This window comes from Exiguobacterium sp. KRL4 (assembly GCF_001870785.1).
GTDB lineage: Bacteria > Bacillota > Bacilli > Exiguobacteriales > Exiguobacteriaceae > Exiguobacterium_A.
In genome coordinates, this window is sequence record NZ_MOLV01000016.1 from 74873 (window position 1) to 99251 (window position 24379).

The 24379-nt window shown below is 46.1% G+C and carries 25 protein-coding genes and 1 tRNA gene; 4 read left to right on the top strand and 22 right to left on the bottom strand.

From position 1 onward, the window contains the following. Positions 1-71: 71 nt before the first annotated feature. From yihA to BLD48_RS10760, 16 genes are all read right to left on the bottom strand, one after another. Entirely contained in the window at positions 72-653 is a 582-nt protein-coding gene (gene yihA, locus BLD48_RS10685) for a ribosome biogenesis GTP-binding protein YihA/YsxC (protein WP_012371013.1), read from the bottom strand. 1 nt (position 654) lies between these two features. After that, positions 655-2964, bottom strand: a complete 2310-nt coding sequence (lon, locus tag BLD48_RS10690; RefSeq protein WP_071500202.1) for an endopeptidase La — start codon at positions 2962-2964, stop codon at positions 655-657. 71 nt (positions 2965-3035) lie between these two features. Further along, complete coding sequence (clpX, locus tag BLD48_RS10695) at positions 3036-4301, bottom strand: ATP-dependent protease ATP-binding subunit ClpX (protein ID WP_014970937.1); 1266 nt, start codon at positions 4299-4301, stop codon at positions 3036-3038. Positions 4302-4533: 232 nt separating this feature from the next. After that, entirely contained in the window at positions 4534-5826 is a 1293-nt protein-coding gene (tig, locus tag BLD48_RS10700; protein WP_071500203.1) for a trigger factor, read from the bottom strand. A 109-nt stretch (positions 5827-5935) separates the two neighbouring features. Continuing rightward, entirely contained in the window at positions 5936-6946 is a 1011-nt protein-coding gene (locus tag BLD48_RS10705) for a hypothetical protein (protein ID WP_236629999.1), read from the bottom strand. A 20-nt stretch (positions 6947-6966) separates the two neighbouring features. Next, positions 6967-7491 (bottom strand): hypothetical protein, encoded by a 525-nt coding sequence (locus BLD48_RS10710; protein WP_236630000.1) that lies wholly within the window; start codon positions 7489-7491, stop codon positions 6967-6969. Positions 7492-7593: 102 nt separating this feature from the next. Next, a tRNA-Arg gene (locus tag BLD48_RS10715) sits at positions 7594-7667 on the bottom strand. A gap of 67 nt (positions 7668-7734) precedes the next feature. After that, positions 7735-8241, bottom strand: a complete 507-nt coding sequence (locus tag BLD48_RS10720; RefSeq protein WP_071500205.1) for a metallophosphoesterase family protein — start codon at positions 8239-8241, stop codon at positions 7735-7737. Between the two features lie 6 nt (positions 8242-8247). Next, complete coding sequence (locus BLD48_RS10725) at positions 8248-8844, bottom strand: XTP/dITP diphosphatase (protein WP_071500206.1); 597 nt, start codon at positions 8842-8844, stop codon at positions 8248-8250. After that, entirely contained in the window at positions 8841-9593 is a 753-nt protein-coding gene (gene rph / locus BLD48_RS10730) for a ribonuclease PH (protein ID WP_026829969.1), read from the bottom strand. Before rph ends, BLD48_RS10725 begins: the two co-directional genes overlap by 4 nt. Next, positions 9584-10399, bottom strand: coding sequence for a glutamate racemase (gene racE / locus BLD48_RS10735; RefSeq protein WP_071500207.1), 816 nt, complete (start codon positions 10397-10399; stop codon positions 9584-9586). Before racE ends, rph begins: the two co-directional genes overlap by 10 nt. 84 nt (positions 10400-10483) lie before the next feature. Then, the gene (locus tag BLD48_RS10740) at positions 10484-10747 is read right to left on the bottom strand and encodes a phosphocarrier protein HPr (RefSeq protein ID WP_012371023.1); all 264 of its coding nucleotides are present in this window, start codon (positions 10745-10747) and stop codon (positions 10484-10486) included. 65 nt (positions 10748-10812) lie between these two features. Next, complete coding sequence (locus tag BLD48_RS10745) at positions 10813-11268, bottom strand: acyl-CoA thioesterase (protein ID WP_026829971.1); 456 nt, start codon at positions 11266-11268, stop codon at positions 10813-10815. A 68-nt stretch (positions 11269-11336) separates the two neighbouring features. Continuing rightward, positions 11337-12143: a succinate dehydrogenase iron-sulfur subunit gene (gene sdhB, locus BLD48_RS10750; RefSeq protein WP_026829972.1), complete on the bottom strand. Its 807-nt coding sequence runs from the start codon at positions 12141-12143 to the stop codon at positions 11337-11339. Next, positions 12143-13906 carry a succinate dehydrogenase flavoprotein subunit gene (gene sdhA, locus BLD48_RS10755; protein WP_026829973.1) on the bottom strand — a complete coding sequence of 588 codons (1764 nt, stop codon included), beginning with the start codon at positions 13904-13906 and terminating at the stop codon, positions 12143-12145. The genes sdhB and sdhA overlap by 1 nt, the downstream gene beginning before the upstream one ends. A gap of 19 nt (positions 13907-13925) precedes the next feature. Beyond that, a complete protein-coding gene (locus BLD48_RS10760) occupies positions 13926-14543 on the bottom strand; it encodes a succinate dehydrogenase cytochrome b558 subunit (protein ID WP_071500262.1) in 618 nt (205 codons plus the stop codon). A gap of 224 nt (positions 14544-14767) precedes the next feature. Here BLD48_RS10760 and BLD48_RS10765 point away from each other — a divergent pair, with 224 nt between their 5' ends. Together BLD48_RS10765 and BLD48_RS10770 are read left to right on the top strand one after the other, a co-directional pair. Then, positions 14768-15187 (top strand): YslB family protein, encoded by a 420-nt coding sequence (locus BLD48_RS10765; protein ID WP_026829975.1) that lies wholly within the window; start codon positions 14768-14770, stop codon positions 15185-15187. A gap of 108 nt (positions 15188-15295) precedes the next feature. After that, positions 15296-15910 (top strand): PH domain-containing protein, encoded by a 615-nt coding sequence (locus tag BLD48_RS10770; RefSeq protein WP_014970950.1) that lies wholly within the window; start codon positions 15296-15298, stop codon positions 15908-15910. Between the two features lie 133 nt (positions 15911-16043). On the opposite strand, the gene uvrC is transcribed toward BLD48_RS10770, so the two are convergent. After that, entirely contained in the window at positions 16044-17828 is a 1785-nt protein-coding gene (uvrC, locus tag BLD48_RS10775) for an excinuclease ABC subunit UvrC (RefSeq protein ID WP_026829976.1), read from the bottom strand. A gap of 82 nt (positions 17829-17910) precedes the next feature. Here uvrC and BLD48_RS10780 point away from each other — a divergent pair, with 82 nt between their 5' ends. Beyond that, on the top strand, positions 17911-19233 hold the full coding sequence (locus BLD48_RS10780) for a dihydrolipoyl dehydrogenase family protein (protein WP_071500208.1): 1323 nt from the start codon (positions 17911-17913) through the stop codon (positions 19231-19233). Positions 19234-19255: 22 nt separating this feature from the next. Continuing rightward, positions 19256-19633 carry a VOC family protein gene (locus tag BLD48_RS10785; protein ID WP_071500209.1) on the top strand — a complete coding sequence of 126 codons (378 nt, stop codon included), beginning with the start codon at positions 19256-19258 and terminating at the stop codon, positions 19631-19633. A 69-nt stretch (positions 19634-19702) separates the two neighbouring features. Here BLD48_RS10785 and trxA read toward each other — a convergent pair whose 3' ends face one another. From trxA to BLD48_RS10810, 5 genes are all read right to left on the bottom strand, one after another. Next, positions 19703-20065, bottom strand: a complete 363-nt coding sequence (trxA, locus tag BLD48_RS10790; protein ID WP_083412313.1) for a thioredoxin — start codon at positions 20063-20065, stop codon at positions 19703-19705. A gap of 117 nt (positions 20066-20182) precedes the next feature. Beyond that, positions 20183-21145: an electron transfer flavoprotein subunit alpha/FixB family protein gene (locus BLD48_RS10795; protein WP_071500210.1), complete on the bottom strand. Its 963-nt coding sequence runs from the start codon at positions 21143-21145 to the stop codon at positions 20183-20185. Positions 21146-21159: 14 nt separating this feature from the next. Further along, positions 21160-21933 carry an electron transfer flavoprotein subunit beta/FixA family protein gene (locus BLD48_RS10800; RefSeq protein ID WP_071500211.1) on the bottom strand — a complete coding sequence of 258 codons (774 nt, stop codon included), beginning with the start codon at positions 21931-21933 and terminating at the stop codon, positions 21160-21162. A gap of 81 nt (positions 21934-22014) precedes the next feature. Beyond that, positions 22015-22593, bottom strand: coding sequence for a fatty acid metabolism transcriptional regulator FadR (locus BLD48_RS10805; protein ID WP_071500212.1), 579 nt, complete (start codon positions 22591-22593; stop codon positions 22015-22017). Between the two features lie 71 nt (positions 22594-22664). Further along, complete coding sequence (locus BLD48_RS10810) at positions 22665-24338, bottom strand: AMP-binding protein (RefSeq protein WP_071500213.1); 1674 nt, start codon at positions 24336-24338, stop codon at positions 22665-22667. Between the last annotated feature and the right edge of the window lie 41 nt (positions 24339-24379).

The following is a 24379-nucleotide window of genomic DNA, read 5'->3' on the forward strand; positions in this document are numbered from 1 at the left end:
TTTCTGAAAGGAATATATTGGATAAAAAAAGAAACCTGCTCCACAAGGAGACAGGCTTCTTTTACGTGCAATCACAAATGACGATAAATCGCTTCCCATGCTGCATCGACACCTTCGCCGGTTTCCGATGAAAAAGGAATGAACGTATCTTGACCATCAAACTGCAACTTGCGTTTAATGGCTGCAATTTGTTTGTCACGTTGACCACGTTTGATTTTGTCGAGTTTCGTCGCCACGACGATGACCGATAAATCATAGTATTTCAAAAAGTCATACATGATGACATCATCCGCCGAAGGTTCATGGCGGATATCAACGAGTAAGACAACACCCTTTAAGATTTCACGAGTCGTGAAATACTTTTCCATCATCTTGCCCCATGCTTCTCGTTCTGTTTTCGAAACTTTCGCGTACCCATAACCCGGTACATCAACAAACATGACTTCATCATTGATGTTAAAGAAATTCAACGTTTGTGTTTTTCCTGGTTTAGATGATGTACGCGCGAGTGCCTTTCGCTGGACGAGCTTGTTGATGAACGACGACTTGCCGACGTTCGATCGTCCTGCGAGTGCTACCTCAGGAAGGAGTGGTTCCGGATAATGCTCCGGATTGACACCACTCGTAATAAAATCTGCTTTATAAATTTTCATGTTACTCTCCTTTTAATGCATGTTCGAGCACTTGGTCCATCGTCGCGACCGGAATGAATCGAATCCCATCCCGGACCGTTTCTGGAATTTCATCAATATCACGTGTATTGTCTTGGGGCATCAAGATCGTTGTCAGACCAGCCCGGTGAGCAGCTAACGACTTCTCTTTTAAACCACCAATCGGCAAGACACGACCCCGTAGCGTAATCTCTCCGGTCATCCCGACGTCTCGCCGTACCGGACGTTTCGTCAACGCAGAAATCAGTGCAGTCGCAATCGTAATGCCCGCCGAAGGACCATCTTTCGGGACGGCGCCTTCCGGAACATGAATATGGATGTCTTGTGTCTCATAGAAATTCGGGTCAATCTTAAACTCTTCTGCATGGGCACGAACAAAACTATATGCCGTCTGTGCCGATTCCTGCATGACGTCCCCTAGTTTACCCGTTAACTGTAATTTCCCTTTACCTGGAGCAAGGCTCACTTCAATCGTCAGCGTGTCGCCCCCAAATGCAGTATACGCTAAACCGGTCACCGCGCCAATCGTATCTTCTAGTTCACTTTGACCGTAACGGTAAATCGGTTTGCCTAAAAAGTCGGATAAATTACGTTTCGTGACAGTGACGCGTTTCTTTTCACCCATTGCGATTTGTTTCGCAGCTTTACGACAGAGGGATCCGATGACACGTTCCAAACTCCGGACACCCGCTTCGCGTGTGTACCGGCGAACGACTTCTTCCAATGCATCCGGCTTGACCGTCAATTGGCTTTTTTTCAATCCATGTTCCTTTAATTGTTTGGACAACAAATGCCGAATCGCAATTTCTGTTTTTTCTTGTTCCGTGTAACCACCGATTTGAATCAGTTCCATTCGGTCAAGCAATGGTCCCGGGATGTTCGAGACATCGTTTGCTGTCGCGATGAACAAGACGTTTGATAAATCAAACGGCTCTTCGATATAGTGGTCGGAAAAACTGTTGTTTTGTTCCGGATCAAGGACTTCAAGCATCGCGGAAGAAGGGTCTCCACGGAAGTCATTGGACATCTTATCAATCTCATCGAGCAGGAACACGGGATTGTTCGTCCCCGCTTGTTTTAGGCCACGAATGATGCGTCCAGGCATCGCTCCGATATACGTCCGCCGATGACCGCGGATTTCCGCTTCATCCCGGACTCCACCAAGTGAAACACGAACGAATTTCCGTTCGAGCGCTGTTGCGATCGAGCGGGCAAGTGACGTTTTACCGACTCCCGGAGGACCTGCCAAACACAAAATCGGTCCGCGTAACGAATCCGTTAACTGTCGTACCGCCAAGTATTCTAAAATCCGCTCTTTGACTTTTTCTAATCCATAATGATCTTCGTCCAGCTGCTCAGATGCCGCCTCGACATTTAAGAAGTCATCGGTTGCTTCATTCCAAGGAAGCGAGAAGAACCATTCGAGATAGTTCCGAATGACGCCATGCTCTGGACTCGTCGCCGGCACGACAGCCAGTCGGTTGATTTCTTTTTCGATGTTGATGACGGCCGTTTCTGACAGTTCAAGCATCGCCAGTTGTTCTTTGTATTTCACAGCATCACTTTCTGCCGAGACTGCTTCTCCACCGAGTTCTTGCTGAATCGTCTTCAGCTGTTCCCGAAGATAATACTCGCGTTGCGACTGTTCAATCGTCTTTTTCGTCCGCTCCCGCATTTCGCGTTCAAGTTCGACGACTTCATATTCATGTTTCATGACGTCGAGCAACATGACCCCACGTTCGACCGGATCATTTTCTTCTAAAAATTCTTGTTTTTTCGCAATATCAATCGGTAATTTAGAGGCAATATAATCCGTCAACGAATCGAGGCGCTCATACGTTTCAAAACGGCGGCGTTCGTCCGTTCCGATACCTTTGATCCGCGACACCAATTGACCAAATTGTTCTTTGATCAGACGAACGAGCGCTTCTTGTTTCGCCCCTTTGATATCCGCTTTTTCAATCGGTTCGATGTTCGCCTGGTACCCTTCATCCGTTTCCGTCACGTGATCAATCCGGACCCGTTCCTTACCAATGACACGGACCCGCACTGTATCATTTCCGAGTTCACTCATTTTTGCAATCTGAACAAGTGTACCAATCGTGTGCAGACCATCCACCGATGGTTCTGCTTCCGGATCCCGCTGCGTAACGACGACCAAATCAATTTCATGTTCTTTCGACGCAAGCAATGCTTTTAGTGAGACAGGACGCCCGACATCAATCGTCAATCCGATTAAGGGGTACGCGACAACGCCACGTAGTGGTAATAATGGATATTGTTTTGTCTTCATCAAAAATCTCCTCCTAAACAAAAAGACTCGGAAAGGCGTACAAGTAGCCTCCGAGCCGATTTGTCACGGTGTTACGCCGTTTCTTTTTCTTTCCCTTGTTCAATTGTACCATCTTTCAGCTCAAGCGTCGGACCGCGCTTTCCAGTCAACGTTTCCGCTGTGATGATGACTTTCGCGATATCTTCACGGGACGGTATTTCGAACATGATTTCGAGCATCGTTTCTTCGATGATTGAACGTAAACCACGTGCACCGGTTTTCCGTTTGATCGCAAGTTTCGCGATTTCAACCAACGCTTCATCTGTGAAGTCGAGTTCGACATCATCCAGTTGAAGCATTTTTTTGTATTGTTTGACGAGTGCATTTTTTGGTTTTGTTAAGATTTGGACGAGTGCATCCTCATCAAGTGGTTCGAGTGTCGCCATGACTGGTAAACGCCCGATAAACTCCGGAATCAATCCGAATTTCTGTAAATCTTCCGGCAAAGCAGCCGCTAAGATTTCTTTTTGTGTTAAGTTACGGTTCTCAGAATCGTTCCCGAATCCGATGACCTTTTTACCTAAACGACGTTTAATCGATTGATCGATTCCATCAAACGCACCACCAACGATGAAAAGAATGTTCGTCGTGTCGATTTGAATAAATTCTTGATGCGGATGTTTACGACCACCTTGAGGCGGCACGCTCGCAACCGTACCTTCTAAGATTTTCAGAAGGGCTTGTTGTACCCCTTCCCCTGACACATCACGGGTGATCGACGGGTTCTCAGATTTACGCGCAATTTTATCGATTTCATCGATGTAGATGATACCTTTTTCTGCTTTTTCAACATCGTAATCCGCAGCTTGGATGAGTTTCAAGAGAATGTTTTCAACATCTTCCCCGACATACCCAGCTTCCGTTAAGCTTGTCGCATCTGCAATGGCAAACGGAACATTCAGAATACGCGCCATCGTTTGTGCAAGAAGTGTTTTACCACTACCAGTCGGTCCGATCATGACGATGTTCGATTTCGATAACTCGACGTCATCCGCACGGCCACCTGCATTGATCCGTTTATAATGATTGTACATCGCAACAGATAACGATTTTTTCGCTTTTTCTTGTCCGATGACATAGTCATTTAAAGTCGCACGGATTTCATGCGGTTTCGGTACGTTTTTTAGTTCGACTTCTTCTTCTGTACCAAGCTCTTCTTCGACGATTTCGTTACAGAGTTCGATACATTCATCGCAAATGTAAACGCCAGGTCCAGCAACAAGTTTGCGCACTTGTTCTTGTGTCTTTCCGCAGAAAGAACATTTTAGCTGACCTTTTTCTTCGTTAAATTTAAACATAAAGGTCCACCCCTTTAACGTGGAAGTTGTATAGATCTGTTTCGCATCTATTCTCACGTTTTACTATTTATGATTGTAGCATGAACAAGGAAACTCTTTCAAATCTTGGAGGAGCGTTTTACAGTTTGATTTGAAATTTAAAATTTTCTTTGTCCTTGTTTGACCTATCGTACAAAAAAATCGACTTCAAGACCAGAAATTGGCTTGAAGTCGATTTGTTCGGTTGGTTTGCTTATTTTGCTTTTGCATTGTCAACGAGAACATCGATTGCTTTACGGAATTGAAGATCACCTTTAAGTGTATCGAGTCCGCCTTGTGGAGCAAGCATCGTTTCAAGTTGATCAGCAGGAATGTTGTAGAGTTCAGACATTGACTGAAGTTCAGCTTGCGCTTCTTCTTCTGTCACTTCAATCTTTTCATCTGCAACGATTTGTTTCAGAACGAGACGTGCTTTGACACGTTCTTCTGCTTGTTCTTTCATTTCAGTACGCATCGCTTCTTCAGTCGTTCCAGTTAACTGGAAGTACATGTTGAGGTCAATACCTTGTGACTGAATGCGTTGTGTGAATTCTTGGACCATACGCTCAACTTCGTTTTCAACCATGACTTCTGGAAGATCAACTGTCGCATTTTTCGTCGCTTCTTCAACCAACTCATCACGCATTGAAGCATCTGCTTCTTGTTTGCGTGTGTTTTCAAGACGTGTACGAATTTTTGTTTTCAACTCATCAAGAGAAGAAACTTCTTCGTCCATTTCTTTAGCGAACTCATCTGTCAATTCAGGAAGTTCCTGAGCTTTGACTTCATGAATCGTTACTTTAAACGTAACTGGTTTTCCAGCGAGTGATGCTTCATGGTACTCTTCTGGGAAGGTTACGTCGATGTCTTTTTGTTCGCCTGTTTTTAGGCCAACCATCTGCTCTTCAAATCCTGGAATGAAGTTTCCAGAACCGATGACGAGTGAGTAGTTTTCTGCAGTACCGCCGTCGAATTGGTTTTCCCCATCGAAACCTGCGAAGTCGAATACGACTGTATCGCCATTTTCGATAGCGCCTTCTTCTTTAACGACGAGCTCTGCGCCACGCTCTTGCATTGTTTTGAGTTCAGCATCGACATCTTCGTCTGTAACGTCTGTTTCGACTGCTGTGTACTCAAGACCTTTGTACTCACCAAGTGTAGCGTCCGGCTCGATCACGAATGTGATTTTGAACTCTACAGGCTTTCCTTTTTCGAGTGTTTCGACGTCGATGTTATCAAGCGCGATTGGCTCGATTCCTGATTCGACGACTGCACCTTCGATTGTGTCTTGATATAAGATATCAAGTGCATCTTGGTAAAGTGCTTCTTCACCGTACATTTTGTTAAACATTGTGCGTGGCATTTTTCCTTTACGGAAACCTGGTGTGTTCAAAGTCTTGACGACTTTTTTGAACGCTTGGTCTACCGCTTTATCAAATGCTTCAGCAGGCGCTTCATACGTGAGAACGCCGAGGCTACCTGATTGTTTTTCCCATTTTGCAGTCATGCTGAGTCCCTCCAAAAATGTCAATTAGCGTACATGTGTGTACAACAAGTCACATTATAGCACAATCTTTCTGAGGATTACCACTGTTGAACGAGGCAATTACCTTGAATTACTGAAGTAAGGCCTGCTCATACATCGTTCCCTCCGGCAGTAATAAATGGACAGCCCGGTAAATCTTTTGCGCCTGCTGCCCAAGACCGCCTGGTGGCGTCTCCGAGACGAAGTCCAGTTCGGCTAGTTCTTCGATAGCGTCAAGCCAGTCGTCGAGAGGTTCACCACGATCGATCCTTTCGTCAGGAAAAAGGATTTGATACCAGTTCATGAATAAAATCGCCTTAAAGGGGTCCATTCGCTCTAGAGCAAATGCCGCATCAGCAAAACGTTGTAATTGATCCGCCTGCGTCTTCACGTAACCTTCAAGTTGTTCGGCGTGATCAAACGCCATCCATATACCGAATGCTCCATTTTCAATATGCAGTGGATACAAGCGTTCGTCTCCCGGAATTTGGCCGAGCAACAAGTGACTGACTAATACACTCTGATGCTGTACGTCACGACCTGTTAAATAGTCACTCACTATATACTTCGCCAATGACGGATGGTTCACCAAAGAGGTTTGACCGACCACTCGCATTTGTTCGACGATCGTGCCGTACCGATACAGTTTGATCCACTCTTCTTCCGTCAGGTCTCCTGACGATTTCCCTTCAAGCTGGAGATAGGCAGAATCATCTGTTTGTTGTTTCGCACGCCATGTTTTTTTCTGGAACTGAGCCACTTCTTCTAATTTCAAGGATAATCCATAAGGGAGATAGGGAGACGCTGTCCGCAGCGCAAGATCAAACGAATAACGCTCTCCCCTTTCATACATGAATATCGCCATGACTTGCTCGACACCGTCCATCTGAAGACACGGTTCGACGACTGCCGAATACGATTCAGTGCCATCCTCCATCGCTAAATAGGCTTCCTGAATCGTATAGAGGAGATACAACACATCATCTTCTGACGCCAATTCCGATAACCGACCTACTTCGATCGCCAACTCTTGACGATTTAATGCGGCGAGTCGTTTTTGTTCGATTACCAACGGCTGTTCCATCCAACGTGATTGATGCATCATCATTCCACCTTTGTTGATTACTTCGTAAACGGATCAAGTAACGACGTCCAGTTCGAAATCGCTTCTTGTAGCTGACCCGCTTGTTCAATCCCCATCTTGTTTAGTGTATCGAGCGACACGTCGGCTTCTAACAGGCGTGTGATATCTTCTGATTGGTTGACGTATTGCTCTAATTTCTCACTGAGATTCTTTAGTTCTGCTGGCGGACTTTCTAAGCCGGCAAGTCGCTCATCGATTTGATTCAACTCTTCGTTTAATTGTTGGACAGTCCCGTCATTTTTCAGCTGTTCGATTTGCTGGTCGAGGGCTTGTTCCGGATTGGCGGAGTCACGCGCTTCAGTTGCCGCTTGATCCAACTTTGCAGATAACTCGGATGTCACCTTTGACGTATCTTGGGCAATATCTTGTAATTGACTAGCGTAATCCACGCTATTTTTAACATCCGTCACTTGTTGTTTCGCATTGTCCACTGTATCTGTAACCTCACTACATCCAGCTAACGCAACTGTCAGCAGCAGGATTCCACTCATTCGTTTCATCATCTCTTTCATCCCTTTCAAGTTCATGATACCTTAATTATACATGATAAAAGTCCTAAAAAAAAGAGACCTCCCTCGTAAGGGAAGTCTCTATTTTAATTATAGTGTCCCAAGAGGGATTCGAACCCCCGACCGACGCCTTAGAAGGGCGTTGCTCTATCCAGCTGAGCTATTGGGACGTGTCAACACGAATAAACTATACTAAAACAATTCTTTCGTGTCAATCACATTGGTAAAAACTATTTTTTAAAGTGTCCCGTCAAAGTGTAAAGCATTGATCCGTTCACCTGTCGTATCGTAAAAATCGACGATAAAATCGGATCCATCCAGTGTCAGTAAGGCGTATGTCTTTTCTGGACGATGACGTGGCATCCGAATCGAACCTGGATTGATGAACAGTTTCCCATCTCGTTGTTCTGCCTTAGCGACATGCGAATGTCCGTATAATACGATTGCCGCATCTTTTTGGTCCGCATGATGGACCAATTGATCCAAACTGTATTTGACGTCTTGACGATGCCCATGTAAACAGAGGACTCGGTAAGCACCTAAGTCTTCGATTACTTCATCTGAAAAATCGTTTCCGTAATCACAATTTCCTTTGACGACGCGATAGGGATATAACGATTCCGAATCTCCCGTCAGCTGAGAATCACCACAATGAAATGCCAGATCCACATCTTGATGACGGTCAAAAATCGTCAATAACTCTTGATCAAGTCCGTGACTGTCACTTACGATTAATGCTTTCATCTCTGATCACGCTCCTAAAAAAGTAGTCAGTACCTGTTCGAGTTTTTGTAATGCTTGCCCGCGATGACTAATGGCCGCTTTTTCAGTTTTCGTCAACTCGGCTGCCGTTTGGTTCAATGATGGAACGATGAATAACGGATCATACCCAAAACCGTTTGTCCCCTTTTGTTCAAAACCAATCAACCCTTCCATCGTCCCGCGAACGGTCAAGGTTTCGCCCGACGGTTTTGCAAGTGACAAAGCACAGACAAAACGAGCTGTTCGTTGTTCTGCTGGTACGTGTGCTAATTTTTTTAACAATAAGGCATTGTTCGCCTCATCTGATTTGTTTTCGCCTGCAAAACGTGCAGAATAGACGCCGGGTGCACCGTCTAACGCATCGACTTCAAGACCAGAGTCGTCCGAAAGCACAGCATGACCGAAGTAGGACGCGGCCTCAATTGATTTCAGTTCAGCATTCTCTTCAAACGTCGAGCCGGTTTCTTCCGTTTCAGGAGCCGAATCGTAATCGAGTAAGGACTCGACCTCATAGCCGAGCCGTCCAAGCATCGTCTTGAATTCGTTTACTTTACCAGGATTTCTGGTCGCGACGATAATCTTCATCCGTGCTCCACCTCTTCTCCGACGTACCACCAGGACGCTCCTAAAGCTTGTTCAGCCGCATGGAGCAGTTCTTCAATACCCTTTTCCCCAAGTTCGAGCATATCGAGCATTTCTTTTCGAGAAAACGTTGCTTCTTCGCCCGTTGCTTGTAATTCAACGATCTTACCCGACGAGGTCATGACGAGATTCAAATCGACATCTGCCGCAGCGTCTTCTTCATAACAAAGATCAAGCAACAAATCCGTCCCGACTTTCCCGACCGAAACTGCCGCGATGCCTTCCTTGATTGGTGTATCCGTTAACTTCCCGCTTTGAATCAGTCCATCCACCGCTAAGACGAGTGCTAAAAAACCACCCGTGATTGCAGCCGTACGTGTCCCGCCATCTGCCTGCAACACGTCACAGTCAATCCAAATCGTCCGTTCGCCCAATTTTTCAAGATTGACGACAGAACGTAACGCCCGACTGATCAAACGCTGAATCTCCATCGTCCGTCCGGTTTGTTTTCCTCGGACCGACTCTCGACCGGTCCGTTGCGCCGTCGCGCGTGGTAACATCGCATATTCTGCATTGATCCATCCTTGACGTTTCCCGCGTAAAAAAGGCGGAACTTTTTCTTCGACCGTTGCTGTACATAAGACACGCGTATCCCCGACTGAAATCAGAACGGATCCTTCTGCGTGTTTATTGACACCCGTCTCAAAATGAATCGTTCGCATGTCTGCTTGTGCTCTTTGATCTAAACGCATTTTTCTTCCTCCGTTCCTAACACTAACCGTTCGGCTTGAATCGGTTGATTCAACCAGTCACTCGCAATCCGTTCAAAAGATCGTGTATCTCCCGTCGCATGGTAGACATGTTCTGGGACGATGTCATGTGCTGCTGTGATTCCGTTGTAATCCAGTAAAGCACCGACTTCAAGCGCCGTCTCGTCCCCAGAAGAAATCAATTGGACATTCGGTCCGATGACTCGTCCAATCACTTCTGCCAGTAGCGGATAATGGGTACACCCTAAAATCAACGTATCCATGTCATAGGCGAGCAACGGTTTTAATGTATTGGCGACGACACGCTCGACATAAGCTCCGGTTGTCTGTGAGGACTCGACGAGTGGAACGAATGGCGGACAAGCCAGTGATTCAACGACGACCTGCCCTTCGACGTGACGCAAGGCTTTTTCATACGAGTTACTTTCAATCGTCATTTTTGTACCGATGACACCAATTCGTTTCGACCGTGTGACTTTAACTGCTGCTCGCGCTCCCGGGTCGATGACGCCGATGATTGGAATCGACAACTTTTGTCGTGCTTCTTTTAAGACGACCGCCGTTGCCGTATTGCAGGCGATGACGATCAGTTTGACATCTTGCGCTACGAGGAAATCAATCATTTCCCATGTAAACTGGCGAATCTCTTCTTCTGGTCGAGGACCGTACGGACACCGTAATGTGTCTCCGACATATATGATTTGTTCATGGGGTAGCTGACGCATCAATTCCCGCGCTACTGTTAATCCACCGACCCCAGAATCTAATACTCCAATTGATCTGTTCACGATTTCCCCTCACCTTCCTCTCTCATATGGTAACAAAAAAGGACGACGGTGCAAGACCGGCGTCCAAGAATGTACGATAAAGGATTACTGAGCAAGACCTTCGCTTGTCAGCATATCTGAAAGAGTCGTGATTGCTTCAGACGCATCGTCACCGTTTGCAACGATTTTGATGTCTGAATCTTTTGCGATTCCGAGTGAAAGAACACCCATGATCGACTTGAGGTTAACAGTCTTTCCGTTGTATTCCAAGTTGATGTCTGATTGGAATTTAGAAGCTGTGTTGACGAGTTGTGTTGCCGGACGAGCATGAATGCCTGAATCCGCGATGACTTTGAATGTTTTTTCCATGATTAAGAAATCTCCCTCCACTAATAACGTACTAGTGAGTCGTTTTCGAATATGTGAACTCATTATCAAATGATAACGGATTCGAATCGATTCTGCAAGGAATTTTTATACGCTTCATTCCAAGCAAACGCATTCCCGGAACGATCAATCTGGACCATCGAGGTCCGACCGGTGAACATCAATTCATCCTGTTCGCTGAACGCGGCATAATGGACATCACACGAGGCTGTTCCGACCTGAACCGGGTAGGCATAGACGGCGAGACGCGCCCGTGGATAGACTTGACGGATGTAATTACACTGGGCATCCGCAACGACGACAATCCCGTCGTCTGAAAGCGAATAACCGGTTTCTTCAAGCATCAACGTTCGGACATCCTCAAAGTAGACGAACGGGACACGGTTGTTCATATGTCCATAGGCATCCGTTTCTGCAAACCGGACCGCAACATCAAGTCGCGTGCCATGTTTCATTTGTTCTAACCATTGATCGAGATCATGAATATAACTAGGTACACGCACGGAAATTTCCTCCTCTAAAAATATAAAAAGAAGGAGCAAGGCCCCTTCTTTAATTTTACGTTTTCGTATTAACGACTGACTGCTTCTCCCGTACGTCCTTCGTCACTGCCGAAGAATTTCTTGAAGGAGTGCAACGTCGTTTGACGGTTCATCGCTGCGATCGATGTCGTCAATGGAATCCCTTTCGGACACACTTCAACACAGTTTTGTGCGTTTCCGCACTGCATGATTCCGCCGTCTTCCATCAAAGCTTCAAGACGCTCTTCTTTGTGGAACGCACCTGTTGGATGCGAATTGAAGAGACGGACTTGCGAGAGTGCAGCTGGTCCGATGAAGTTCGACCGATCATTGACGTTCGGACACGCTTCGAGACAGACGCCACAAGTCATACATTTCGAAAGTTCGTATGCCCATTGGCGTTTGTTTTCCGGCATCCGTGGTCCCGGACCTAAATCATACGTACCGTCGATTGGGACCCATGCTTTGACTTTTTTCAAGGCATCAAACATCCGTTGCCGGTCGACTTGAAGGTCACGGACGATTGGGAACGTCTGCATCGGTTGAAGACGAATCGGTTGCTCGAGCTTGTCGACAAGTGCCGTACAGGATTGACGAGGTGTTCCGTTGATGACCATCGAGCACGCGCCGCATACTTCTTCGAGACATCCCATGTCCCAGTTGATTGGCGTCGTTTTTTCACCGGCTGCGTTGACCGGATTACGACGAATCTCCATCAGTGCAGAGATGACATTCATGTTTGGACGATACGGCACTTCAAAGGCTTCATCATATGCTTTCCCATCCGGTCCATCTTGACGTTGGACGATGAACTGAACCGGTTTTTGATTCGTTTTCTGTTCGAGTGGTGTCGCCATTATGCCTTCACCTCTTTCTTCGACTTCTTGCTGTAGTCACGCTTACGTGGCGGAATCAGTGACGTTTCGACTTCTTCATAATAAATTTCCGGATGACCGTTCGTATAACGCGCCATCGTTGTTTTGAGGAAACGTTCGTCATCACGTTCCGGGAAGTCCGGTTTGTAATGAGCGCCACGGCTCTCGTCCCGTTTTAAGGCTCCGAGCGTAATCGCTTCCGCGAGATCCAGCATATGATCGAGTTGACGAATAAATGAAGCCCCTTGATTGCTCCAGCGCGCTGTATCCGTCGCTGAAATCCGCGTGAAACGTTCACGAAGCTCTTTGATTTTATCAAGTGTTTGCTCGAGTTTATCGTTGTAACGAACGACCGTCACGTTATCCGTCATGACTTCTCCGAGTTCGCGGTGGATTTGATACGCGTTTTCCGTACCTTCCATCGCCAAGATGTCATTGAAACGGTCGATTTCAGCGATTTTGTGCGCTTCGACGACTTCTTCCGGCATGTCGTGCACCGACTTATCGAGATCATTCATGTAGGCGATCGCTGCCGGACCTGCGACCATTCCACCGTATACGGCAGACAGCAACGAGTTCGCACCGAGACGGTTCCCACCGTGCATCGAGTAATCACATTCTCCAGATGCAAATAATCCTGGAATGTTCGTCATTTGATCGTAATCGACCCATAATCCACCCATTGAGTAATGGACGGCCGGGAAGATTTTCATCGGGACTTTCCGTGGATCATCACCGACGAACTTTTCATAGATTTCAAGAATCCCGCCAAGCTTGACGTCGAGTTCTTTTGCGTCTTTGTGCGACAGGTCGAGATAGACCATGTTTTCCCCGTTGACACCGAGCTTCTGATTGACACAGACGTCAAAGATTTCACGCGTCGCGATATCACGTGGTACGAGATTTCCATAGGCCGGATATTTTTCTTCAAGGAAATACCATGGCTTGCCGTCTTTATACGTCCAGACACGTCCACCTTCACCACGAGCTGATTCGCTCATGAGACGGAGTTTATCGTCCCCTGGAATCGCTGTCGGGTGAATCTGGATGAACTCCCCGTTCGCATAAATGGCACCTTGACGGTAGACGGCTGCCGCTGCCTGCCCCGTGTTGATGACCGAGTTCGTTGATTTCCCAAAAATAACACCCGGACCACCTGTTGCTAAGATTACTGAGTCAGCTGCAAACGCTTCGATTTCCATCGAGCGTAAATTCTGACAAACCGCACCACGACAAATACCTTCTTCATCGATGATTGCGCGAAGGAATTCCCATCCTTCATACTTCTCTACCAAACCTTGCGCTTCAAACTTACGGACCTGTTCATCGAGTGCATACAACAACTGTTGCCCTGTCGTTGCACCGGCGTATGCGGTCCGGTGATGTAATGTTCCTCCAAAACGACGGAAATCAAGTAACCCTTCCGGCGTCCGGTTAAACATGACGCCCATCCGGTCAAACATGTGGATGATTTTCGGAGCTGCTTCCGTCATCTTTTGGACCGGTGGTTGGTTCGCGAGGAAATCGCCGCCGTAAACCGTATCATCAAGATGCTGGTAAGGCGAATCGCCTTCCCCTTTCGTGTTGACGGCACCGTTGATTCCGCCCTGGGCACAAACGGAGTGTGACCGTTTGACCGGTACAAGTGAAAATAGTTTGACCGGCACACCTTGTTCTGCTGCTTTTATCGTAGCCATCAAGCCGGCGAGTCCTCCACCGATGATGACAAGATTCTTATTCGCCATGTTGTTAGTTCCCCTTTCCTTACAACACGCCTGCAAACGTCAAGATCGAGCGTACGCCTACAAACGATAATCCGATGAATACGAGGGCTGCCACATAAGACATCGCTTTTTGAGAAGCGGGTGATTGCGTGATTCCCCATGTGATACAGAACGTCCAGAGCCCGTTCGCGAGGTGGAACGTCGTCGCTAAAATCCCGACGATGTAGAAGGCGAGCATGAACCCGTTATCGACGATGTTTTGCATCATGCTAGCATCGACTGCCGTCCCCATTGCTGCTGCAATCCGTGTCTCCCAGACATGCCATGTGATGAACACGACGAGGAAGATTCCTGAAAAGCGTTGTAGCACATACATCCAGTTCCGGAAGTATGTATAACGACCTGTGTTCGCGGAACCCGTAAACGCGATGTAAACACCGTAGACACCGTGCAGGATGATTGGAATGAAGATGACAAACACTTCCAAGAACAACCGATACGGAACGCCCCCTACGATTTCCGCAGCCTTATTAAAGTCTTCCTCCCCACGAACGATGAAATAGTTCGTCGTAAAATGAGAAAGTAAAAATAACCCGATTGGAATGACGCCGAGCAGTGAGTGTATTTTACGCCCCACGAAATCACGATGATTCGCCATCCAAATCCCCCCTTTTGTTTGCCAATCAAACGTTGGCGCATTTTGGTAGAAAAGCGCTTTCATAAGGAAATTCGTCTTTTCATCACTTATTCTACTCCTGTCCTTTTTATAAGACAACCCGAGCTGTTGCATTTAACTGCAAATAACTGCAAATTTTTTCAGGAAAACAATGACCCATAAGAATTACCCCGCTATAATAGTTTCAGAGATAGGAGTGATTGATGATGGATTTGGTACCACACCCCTCTTCCACATTCGGAATCGAGTTGATTCGCGACTATGTGTTGACGGACTTATTAGGAACAGATTATCGCCATGTCATCTACTGGGCAGGAAAACGTCTGGCACGTGAATTCCCAGTTTTTAGCGCTGAAGAAGTTGCCCCGTTTTTCCATGAGGCGGGTTGGGGACAGTTGGAATTAAAAAAACAAAAAGGAACGTCATTAACCTTTATCTTAATACCACCTGAATCAATACGAACGGAACGTCCGGTAGGTTATTTTCAGCTAGAAGCAGGGTTTTTAGCTGAACAGTTTTCAAAAATAAACGGATGTGTAGCTGAAGGATACGCGGAATCAATTAAGAATCAAGTGCACATCACGATTGAGATTGATCCAAAAGATCCACTTGACGGATCACTTTAAAATTAAAACAGGAATTTGAATCCGGACGGCGAATTCTTGAAACGTGAAACCTTTTTCGTTTGATTGCCGTATCAGTAATTGATTACATTCATCAAAGGAGGAATTTTTATGTTCAAGAAACTAGCAGCCGACTTAACAGGATTCAGTGATATTGGGCAAGTGATTCACCCTGACGATTTTGACAAGGCAGCCGCCGATGATTACGTCTTACACGAAGACGGTGAAAAAATTTATTTTTTAATCAAATCGAAAACAGATGAATACTGTTTTACGAATTTAGCGCTTGTTCATCTCGATGGCGAAAGTGCAGTCAGTTCAAAACGTGTTCTCTATCGTTACCCCTATGCTCATTATCCGATTCGTCATGTCATGTTCGAAACGGCTGGGACCGTCGACCTTGATGTTGAAATCAAATTCGAGATTGGCGGAAAACATTATTCGATCGATGTCGATAAAAAACAGCTCGAGCATGTGAAGGATTTGTATAAAGCGTTACTCGCTATCGCCGAAAAACAGTACGAAGGTCAAAAGATGCTCGAGTTCGCAAACAGCTCACTCAATCATTCCGTCACGATTCTTGGTGGTCTCCGTCAAGGCGACATGAACGTGCCACAAACGTTTAAGGATCTGTCGCAAGAGTCGTTCAACTGGCTCCAAGGACATTATTATCAATGGAATCAAAGAGATTTCGGTTCCTACTATGAAAAATACATCAATAATTAACGTTGTCAACGAATCGGTAACCCGGTGAAGTTCTCACAAAAATACGTGTTGTTCATTCGCTGTCTTCAGGCAAATGAACAACACGTTTCTTTTATTATTTATGATTTCCGACTGACCCCACGTTTATTCTTCATCATTCTTCATTCGTCTGACTGAGGTACTCGGCAACGGTTTCTGCCAACTTCACAGGTAATCCCGCTTCCGTCAACTGTTCGATGTTGGCTTTTTTCAAACTACGCATCGAACCGAAATGACGAATCAATTGTTGGCGTCGTTTTGGTCCGACGCCGGGAATATCGTCCAGCAGTGACCGGGTCATTCCCTTCGAGCGTAACGAACGGTGGAACGTGATCGCAAACCGGTGGACCTCGTCTTGCATCCGTTGCAGCAAATAAAACGCACTCGAACGCGGATGCAGTTCGATCAACCGCCCTCCCTCCCCAAACAGCAGTTGACTCGTCCGGTGTTTATCATCTTTTTTCAACGAACCGACGGGCAGGGATAAACCAAGTTCATCTTGAATCACTTCAAGTGCGGCATTGAGTTGACCTAATCCACCATCGATTAAGACGAGATCCGGTAGACGGGCACCTTCGAGTAACAAACGACGATAACGCCGCCTGACGATTTCTCGCATCGATTCATAATCGTCTGGTCCCTTGACCGTCTTGATCTTAAATTTCCGGTATTCTTTCTTGAGCGGTTTCCCGTCTTCAAAGACGACGAGCGCCGATACAGCGTCCGCCCCTTGGATATTAGCGTTATCGATGATTTCGATTCGTGATAAGGGATGTACATCAATCGCGTCTGCTAATTCTTGAACTGCCTGAACGGTTTTCTTTTCATCACGGGCAATCAATTCGAAACGTTCTCCAATCGCATTCTCAGCATTTTTCGTCGCTAAGTCGAGCAGCTTCCGTTTTGAACCACGCACCGGAACATGGACACGTAAATCAAGTGCTTCTTTCAACAGCATCTGATTGACGAGTGGCGGTACATAGATTTCACTCGGTTTGATGTTTTTTTCATAAAACTGAACGATGAAACTTTCAAGTTCTTCTGCGGCTGTCCCGTAAATCGGAAACAGCGATACGTCACGTTCAATCATTTTTCCGCCACGCAGGAAGAAGACTTGGACACATATCCAACCTTTGTCGACATAAATACCAAAGACATCTCGAGACGTCAAATCAGCTGTAATCATGTTCTGTTTATTCATGATCGACTCAATCGCTCGGATTTGGTCACGTAATTCGCCGGCCCGTTCAAATTCCATCGCTTCCGCTGCCCCACTCATCTTTTCTTGAAGCGACTGGACCAGTTCTTTTGTTTCACCAGACAGGAAACGGCGAATTTCGGACACGATCGCTTTTTGTTCCTCTTCTAGATTCGGAACTTCGCACGGACCTAGGCATTGACCGATATGATAATAGAGACAGATCTTTTTCGGCATCGGCTGACACTTACGGAGGGGGTACAACCGATCAAGTAGACGTTTTGTTTCATTTGCCGCATACGCATTCGGATATGGACCAAAGTAATGCCCACCGTCTTTTCGTAATTTCCGGGTTGTGATCAGTCGTGGGTACGTCTCATTCGTAATCTTTAAATACGGATAGGACTTATCATCCTTTAACATGATGTTATATTTCGGGTCATGTTTCTTAATCAAAGTCATCTCAAGCAATAATGCTTCCAGTTCGCTTCCGGTGATGATGTATTCAAAATCACGGATATCTGCAACGAGACGTTCTGTTTTTAAGTCATGCGCTCCCGTGAAATACGACCGGACACGATTCTTTAAATTTTTCGCTTTTCCGACATAAATGACTTCGCCAAATTGGTTTTTATGCAAATAACAGCCTGGTTCATCAGGTAAAAGGGATAGTTTCGCCTTAATATGTTCTCGATGACTCACAAAAATGTCTCCTTTCACCGTTTTTAGTTTTACGTTATAGGGTAAATATCTTACATTGATTATGACATATGGGGGATAAAAAATGCGTACATATGATTGCATTGTAATAGGAACAGGAGCAGCCGGAAACCAGGCCGCTTATAAATTTGCTGAAAAAGGGCTCCGAGTCGCGATTATTGAAAATTTCACACCTGGGGGCACATGCTCACAACGTGGTTGCGATGCTAAAAAAATTCTATTGACGGGCAGCGAAACAAAAGATGCCGTCGAACGGTTACTCGGATACGGTCTAAAGGGTTTGATTTCCATCGACTGGCGCCAATTGATGGAACGAAAAAATGAGTATACACGTGCGATTCCGGAACAAACGCGAAATCGGTATGACGATCTCGGAATTGACTATTACCATGGTGAACCCCGCTTCTTATCGAATACGAAACTCCTCGTCGATGATATCGAGTTAGAGGCGGAGCAATTTTTGATCGCGACCGGTCTTCGTCCCCGTGAATTATCCATCCCGGGTGGCGAACGCTTTTTAAACAGTAACGAATTTTTGGAATTACGTGATGTTCCACGTCGACTCGTCTGTATCGGTGGTGGTTATATCTCCTTTGAATTTGCACATCTCGCGCGAATCGCAGGTGCTGAAGTCACCATTCTGTTACGGTCTAGCGCACTCAAACAATTTGAGCAGGAGCTGGTCACGGTCTTGTTAGAAGCAACGGAAGCCCTCGGCATTCAAATTCTCCGCGAAACAGAAGTCGTCTCTTATTCTGATACGACACTGACGCTTTCTGACGGAACACGCTTAGAAGCTGACGTCGTGTTGAATGCGACAGGTCGTGTTGCAAGCATTGAACACCTTGACCTCGATAAAGCTGGTGTCACTTTTGAAGAAAAAGGCATTCAGGTCAATGATTACTTACAATCGTCGGCTCCGCATATCTATGCTGCTGGTGATGTCGCCGTCAGCGGAAATCCAGCATTGACCCCTTTCGCTGGAACGGAGGGACGTCTCGCTGCCTGTAACATGCTTGAAGGCAACACACGTACACTCGAGTTACTTCCTGTTCCGAGTATTGTCTTTACTACTCCGAATTTGGCTAAAGTAGGTCAGACTGAAGCTAGCTTGCAGCAACATAATATCCGTTATCGGGGAAAGCTGATCGATACATCCAGCTGGCAGACGAATGTGCGGATCAAAGATCCCTTTGCACGGGCAAAAGTGTTAATTGGGGAAGACGATCAGATTCTGGGTGCTCACTTCATCGGTGTGCATGCCGCTGAACTGGCTAATTATTTTTCGTTTGCCATGCAGCACCGAATTCCAAGCTCTGCTCTTCAGAAAACGAGTTTTGCTTATCCGACACCGGCATCTGACATTGCATCATTACTTGAAGACTGACAAATGAAAGCGAGGAGTTGACATGGTTGATTACGGCTATACGATTCTTTACATTACGGACCCCGTAAAAACACGTCTGTTCTACCACGGTCTGCTTGGTCTTCCGATCAAAGCCGAACATGGGAGTTATACGGAGTTCGAGACCGGTTCGACAATTCTTGCTTTCAATACAAAAGAAGACGTTCGTTCCATGATTCCCTATGAGATACCGGACAAAACCGGGCAACAATCGATTGAACTTGGTTTCGTGACCGATGATGTCGTTTCCTTGTACGAGACGATCCGAGCTGCTGGTCATGAAACGATTTTGCCGCCGACGGAAAAACCGTGGGGACAAACCGTTGCCTATGTACTTGATCCCGATGGTCATTTGATCGAACTTTGTTCTCCGCTTTCGTAAGACAACGAGACAAAAAGATGGCATTCCGCCAATTGACGGAATGCCATCTTTTTTCTATCGATTTCAGAATTAGCTAGATGTTTCAACGAATTCTTTTAACGCGTCTTTTGGCATAAAGCCCATTGTTTTGTTGACCGGTTGACCGTCTTTGAACAAGACGAGTGTCGGAATACTTTGGACTTGGAAAGCTCCAGCCACTTCCGGGTTAGCGTCAACATCAACTTTAACGATTTTTACGTTCTGCATATCCGCATCGAGTTCTTCAAGAACAGGAGCAAGCATGCGACAAGGTCCGCACCATGTTGCCCAGAAATCAACGAGAACGAGACCTTCTTGTGTATCTTCTTTAAACGATTGGCTAGTTGCGTGTACGATTGCCATTGAAAAAAACCTCCTATTTTTAGATCGGTTTGATTTATTTATCCAACCCATCTTTTTACTGACTTGAGTATAGCACAGCCCTACCTGACAACAAACGAAACTGCTCAAGACAAAGTCATTGGACAAAAAAGAAGCAAAGAAGTTACTCTTCGCTTCCTTTGGCTTCTCTTAATGCACAAGCATCTTTTTGAATTCTGCTGTCAATAACGGCACGACGTCGAACAAGTCGCCAACGATTCCATAATCTGCAACGGAGAAGATATTTGCTTCGGGATCCTTGTTGATCGCGACGATGACTTTTGCATTCGACATACCGGCTAAATGTTGAATCGCTCCAGAAATACCACAGGCAATATAGAGATCCGGTGTGACGACTTTACCAGTTTGACCGATTTGTAACGCGTAATCACAGTAGTCAGCGTCACAGGCACCACGTGATGCTCCGACTGCTCCGCCAAGTAAGTCTGCGAGTTCTTGTAATGGTACAAATCCATCTGAACTTTTGACGCCTCGCCCACCGGCAACGATGACTTTTGCTTCTGATAAATCGACGCCACCCGTTGCTTTTCGTACCACTTCTGAAACGATTGTCCGTAAATCCTTCAGTTCGACCGTCACCGCCTCGACCGTCCCTTGCGAAGCTCCTTCAGCAAGTGGCTCGATGTTGTTCGGACGGACCGTAAAGAGGGTTTTTCCTTCTGTGACTTTCACTTTCTCAAATGCTTTTCCTGAATAAATCGGGCGGATGAACTGTGCGTCCGTCCCGGTTCCTTCGATTGATGTCACATCACTGATTAACCCGGCTTGAAGTTTCGCAGCGATTTTTGGCGAAAGGTCTTTTCCGAGCGACGTATGTCCGAAAACGATGACGTCAGGTGAAACCCGTTCGATCAGTTGCAGGAAAACCTGTCCGTAACCGTCTGGCGTATAGTGCTGTAACCGCTCGTCTTCAACGACCAGTACCTGATGAGCGCCGCGCGTCGCGAGTTGCGTTGCATCTGCTGCCACGTTTTGTCCGATTAGAGCAACAACGACTTCATCTGCTACTAGGTTTGCTGCCGCGATCGCTTCAAATGAAACATTCCGTAAATTACCGTCACGTGATTCTGCAAGTACAAGTGCTTTTGACATATCGTGTTTCCCCCTTAAACAACTTTTGCTTCGTTACGTAATAGTGAAGCGAGTTCCTGGACTTGCGTCGACAAATCGCCTTCAAGAATTTTACCGGCTGCTTTGTTCGGCGGTAAAAAACGTTCAATCGTTTCGAGACGTGGTGCTAACTCGTCTTCGTCTAATTCAAGATCAGACAACTCGAGTTCTTCGAGTGGTTTCTTTTTGGCTTTCATGATGCCCGGAAGACTTGGATAACGTGGTTCATTTAATCCTTGTTGTGCCGTTACGAGTAACGGTAAAGACGTTTTGATGACTTCCGTGTCCCCTTCTGCGTCCCGTGTGACGACGGCATCCATTCCGTTTAATTCAAGCTTCGTGATGGTCGTGACATACGGAATATCGAGCAGTTCCGCGACACGTGGCGCTACTTGCCCGCTTCCGCCGTCAACCGCTACATTCCCCGCAATGATTAAGTCCACCGTCTGTTCTTTGAGATATCCAGCCAGAACTTCTGAGATCGAATAGTGGTCGGCTTCTTCGATGTCATCCTCAATCGAGATGCGAACCGCTTGATCTGCCCCCATCGCAAGTGCCGTCCGAAGTTCTTTGTCCGCATCTTCTGGTCCGACCGTTACGACGGTCACTGTTCCGGAATGTGCATCGCGCACACGGATTGCTTCTTCTACCGCATACTCATCATAGGGATTGATGATAAATTCCGCCCCGTCCTCTTCGATTTGACCATTTTCGAGCTGAATTGCTTCTTCCGTATCAAATGTGCGTTTTAATAAGACATAGATTTCCATCTTTCGTTCCCCCTCTATCGACTTCTATAGACCACCATCATTTTTTGTATCCGCTTACAAAAAGAATGTCATGAAAAGGGCTTAACTCAGCCCTTTGATTAACATGTGATGAATCCCGTGACGCGTTTCGAGCAAGTCATATTTAAAACCACTTGCCATCCAACTTGTCACGACTTCGTCAATCGTTCCAAATACCATCTGTCTCGCTAATCGGTAGTCGAGTGTATGAGAAAATTCGCCCGACTCCATCCCGTTTCGGATGACACGATCAATCAAATGCAAGTAAGGTTTAAGGACCGTTGCGATATTATGGCGCATCTCCTGATTTGATTGCCGTAACTCAATCTGCGTGACGACCGCTAAATCATAATCGACCGATAGTTGCTCGAGGTGTGCTTCAATCAGTGCGGCTAACTGTTGTGTCGCCGACTGATGATGCGCAATTTGCGCTTCCGAATATTCGATGAAACTGCCCATCTTTGCTTGAAACAATGATATCAACAGATGTTCCTTGTTTTTAAAGTAAAGATAAATCGTTCCGTCCGCTACCCCTGCTTCTTTCGCAATCGCTGTCACCTTGGCACCGTGGTACCCATTTTTTGCGATGACTTTCACCGCAGCATCAATGATGCGATCACTCTTAGACATCGTTCTTTTCATAAGGCTATCTCCTAACACATAAAATGAATGATGGTTCATTCATATTTATTCTATCATGTCTTTTTGAGCTGTCAACTGCTTTCTTCTAGCTGTTTTGCCCGTTCTTCTTCAATCAGGACACGACGGAGAATTTTCCCGACAAACGTTTTCGGGAGTTCTTGTCTGAACTCATACTGTTTCGGAACTTTGAAAGAAGCAAGACTTTTCCGGCAAAACTGATCGAGTTCTTCTTCCGTCACTGTACCATCATCTTTGAGCACGATAAACGCTTTTACCGTCTCTCCTCGATACGCATCCGGCACTCCAATCACAACAGCTTCTTTGACGGCTGGATGTTCGTATAGAATTTCTTCGACTTCTCGTGGATAGATGTTGAAACCAGAGGCGATGATTAAATCTTTTTTCCGGTCGACGATTCGGAAGTAATGATCTTCTCCGACATAACCAAGATCGCCCGTATGCAGCCATCCGTCACGTAAGACGGCTTGCGTATCTTCAGGACGCTTCCAGTACCCTTTCATGACTTGCGGACCTCGAACGAGAATTTCACCAATCTCTCCAGGTGCTGCCGCGGTCTCACCGTCACCTTGAACGATTTTCGCAATCGTATCCGGAACAGGAATGCCAACTGTTCCGGGAACACGTTTGTCCCAAATGCAATTCGTGTGTGTGACCGGACTTGTCTCTGATAATCCATACCCTTCGACAATTCGTCCACCCGTCACCTGTTCAAACTTTTCTTGCACTTCGACTGGTAACGGCGCTGATCCGGAGATACAGGCTTCAATCGACGACAAGTCATATTTTTTCAGTTTCGGATGATTCAGGAGTCCAACATACATCGTCGGTGCCCCTGGGAATAAATTTGGTTTTTCTTTATCAATCGCCTTTAAGACTTGTTCAATATCAAATTTCGGTAAGATGATTTGTTCATAGGCATTAAACATCCCGAAATTCAGATTACACGTCATGCCGTAGACATGGAAATAAGGAACAACGGCCAATAATTTCCGTCCATCACCACGCGAATATTTATAAAACCACTGACTGATTTGTTCGACGTTCGCACTCAAATTAAAATGTGTCAACATGACTCCTTTTGGAGCACCGGTCGTTCCACCGGTATATTGTAACACTGCGATGTCTTCTTTTGGATTGATTTCTACCGGCTCGATGGATTCGTGTCGACGATGTGATAAAAAAGGAATCGATCCCGTCGTATCGATGATGATATTATTGTCTTTCCGGGATTTGATCGGATACAGCTTATTTTTGGGGAAGGGAAGATAATCAGCAATACTGGTCGTGACAACTGTCTGCAAAGCAGTCACCGCTTTGACGCGTGATGCTTTTGGATACAGCAAATCCAGTGTCACAAGAATCTTGGCACCCGAGTCGACAAGAATTTGTTCCAGTTCCCGGTCCGTATAGAGCGGATTGACTTGAACGACCGTTCCGCCTGCGTACAACACAGCATAATAACTGATCATATACTGCGGACAGTTCGGTAACATCAAACCAACACGATCTCCTTTTTCGAGTCCAGCTTCCTGTAAGACGTGCGCAAAACGACGTGCTTCTTGTCGCACTTCCTGAAAAGTCATCCGTTTACCGAGAAAACTAAGGGCACGACGTTCTGGAAAATCGTCGGCTGCCTCCTCTAGTGCTTGATAAAGTGGCACCTCACGATAGTCGATTGATGCAGGTACCTGTTCTGGATAATCCTTTAACCATACTGAATCCATTCCATTCCCTCCTTGTGACTGAATTACTATTCATTTTTATT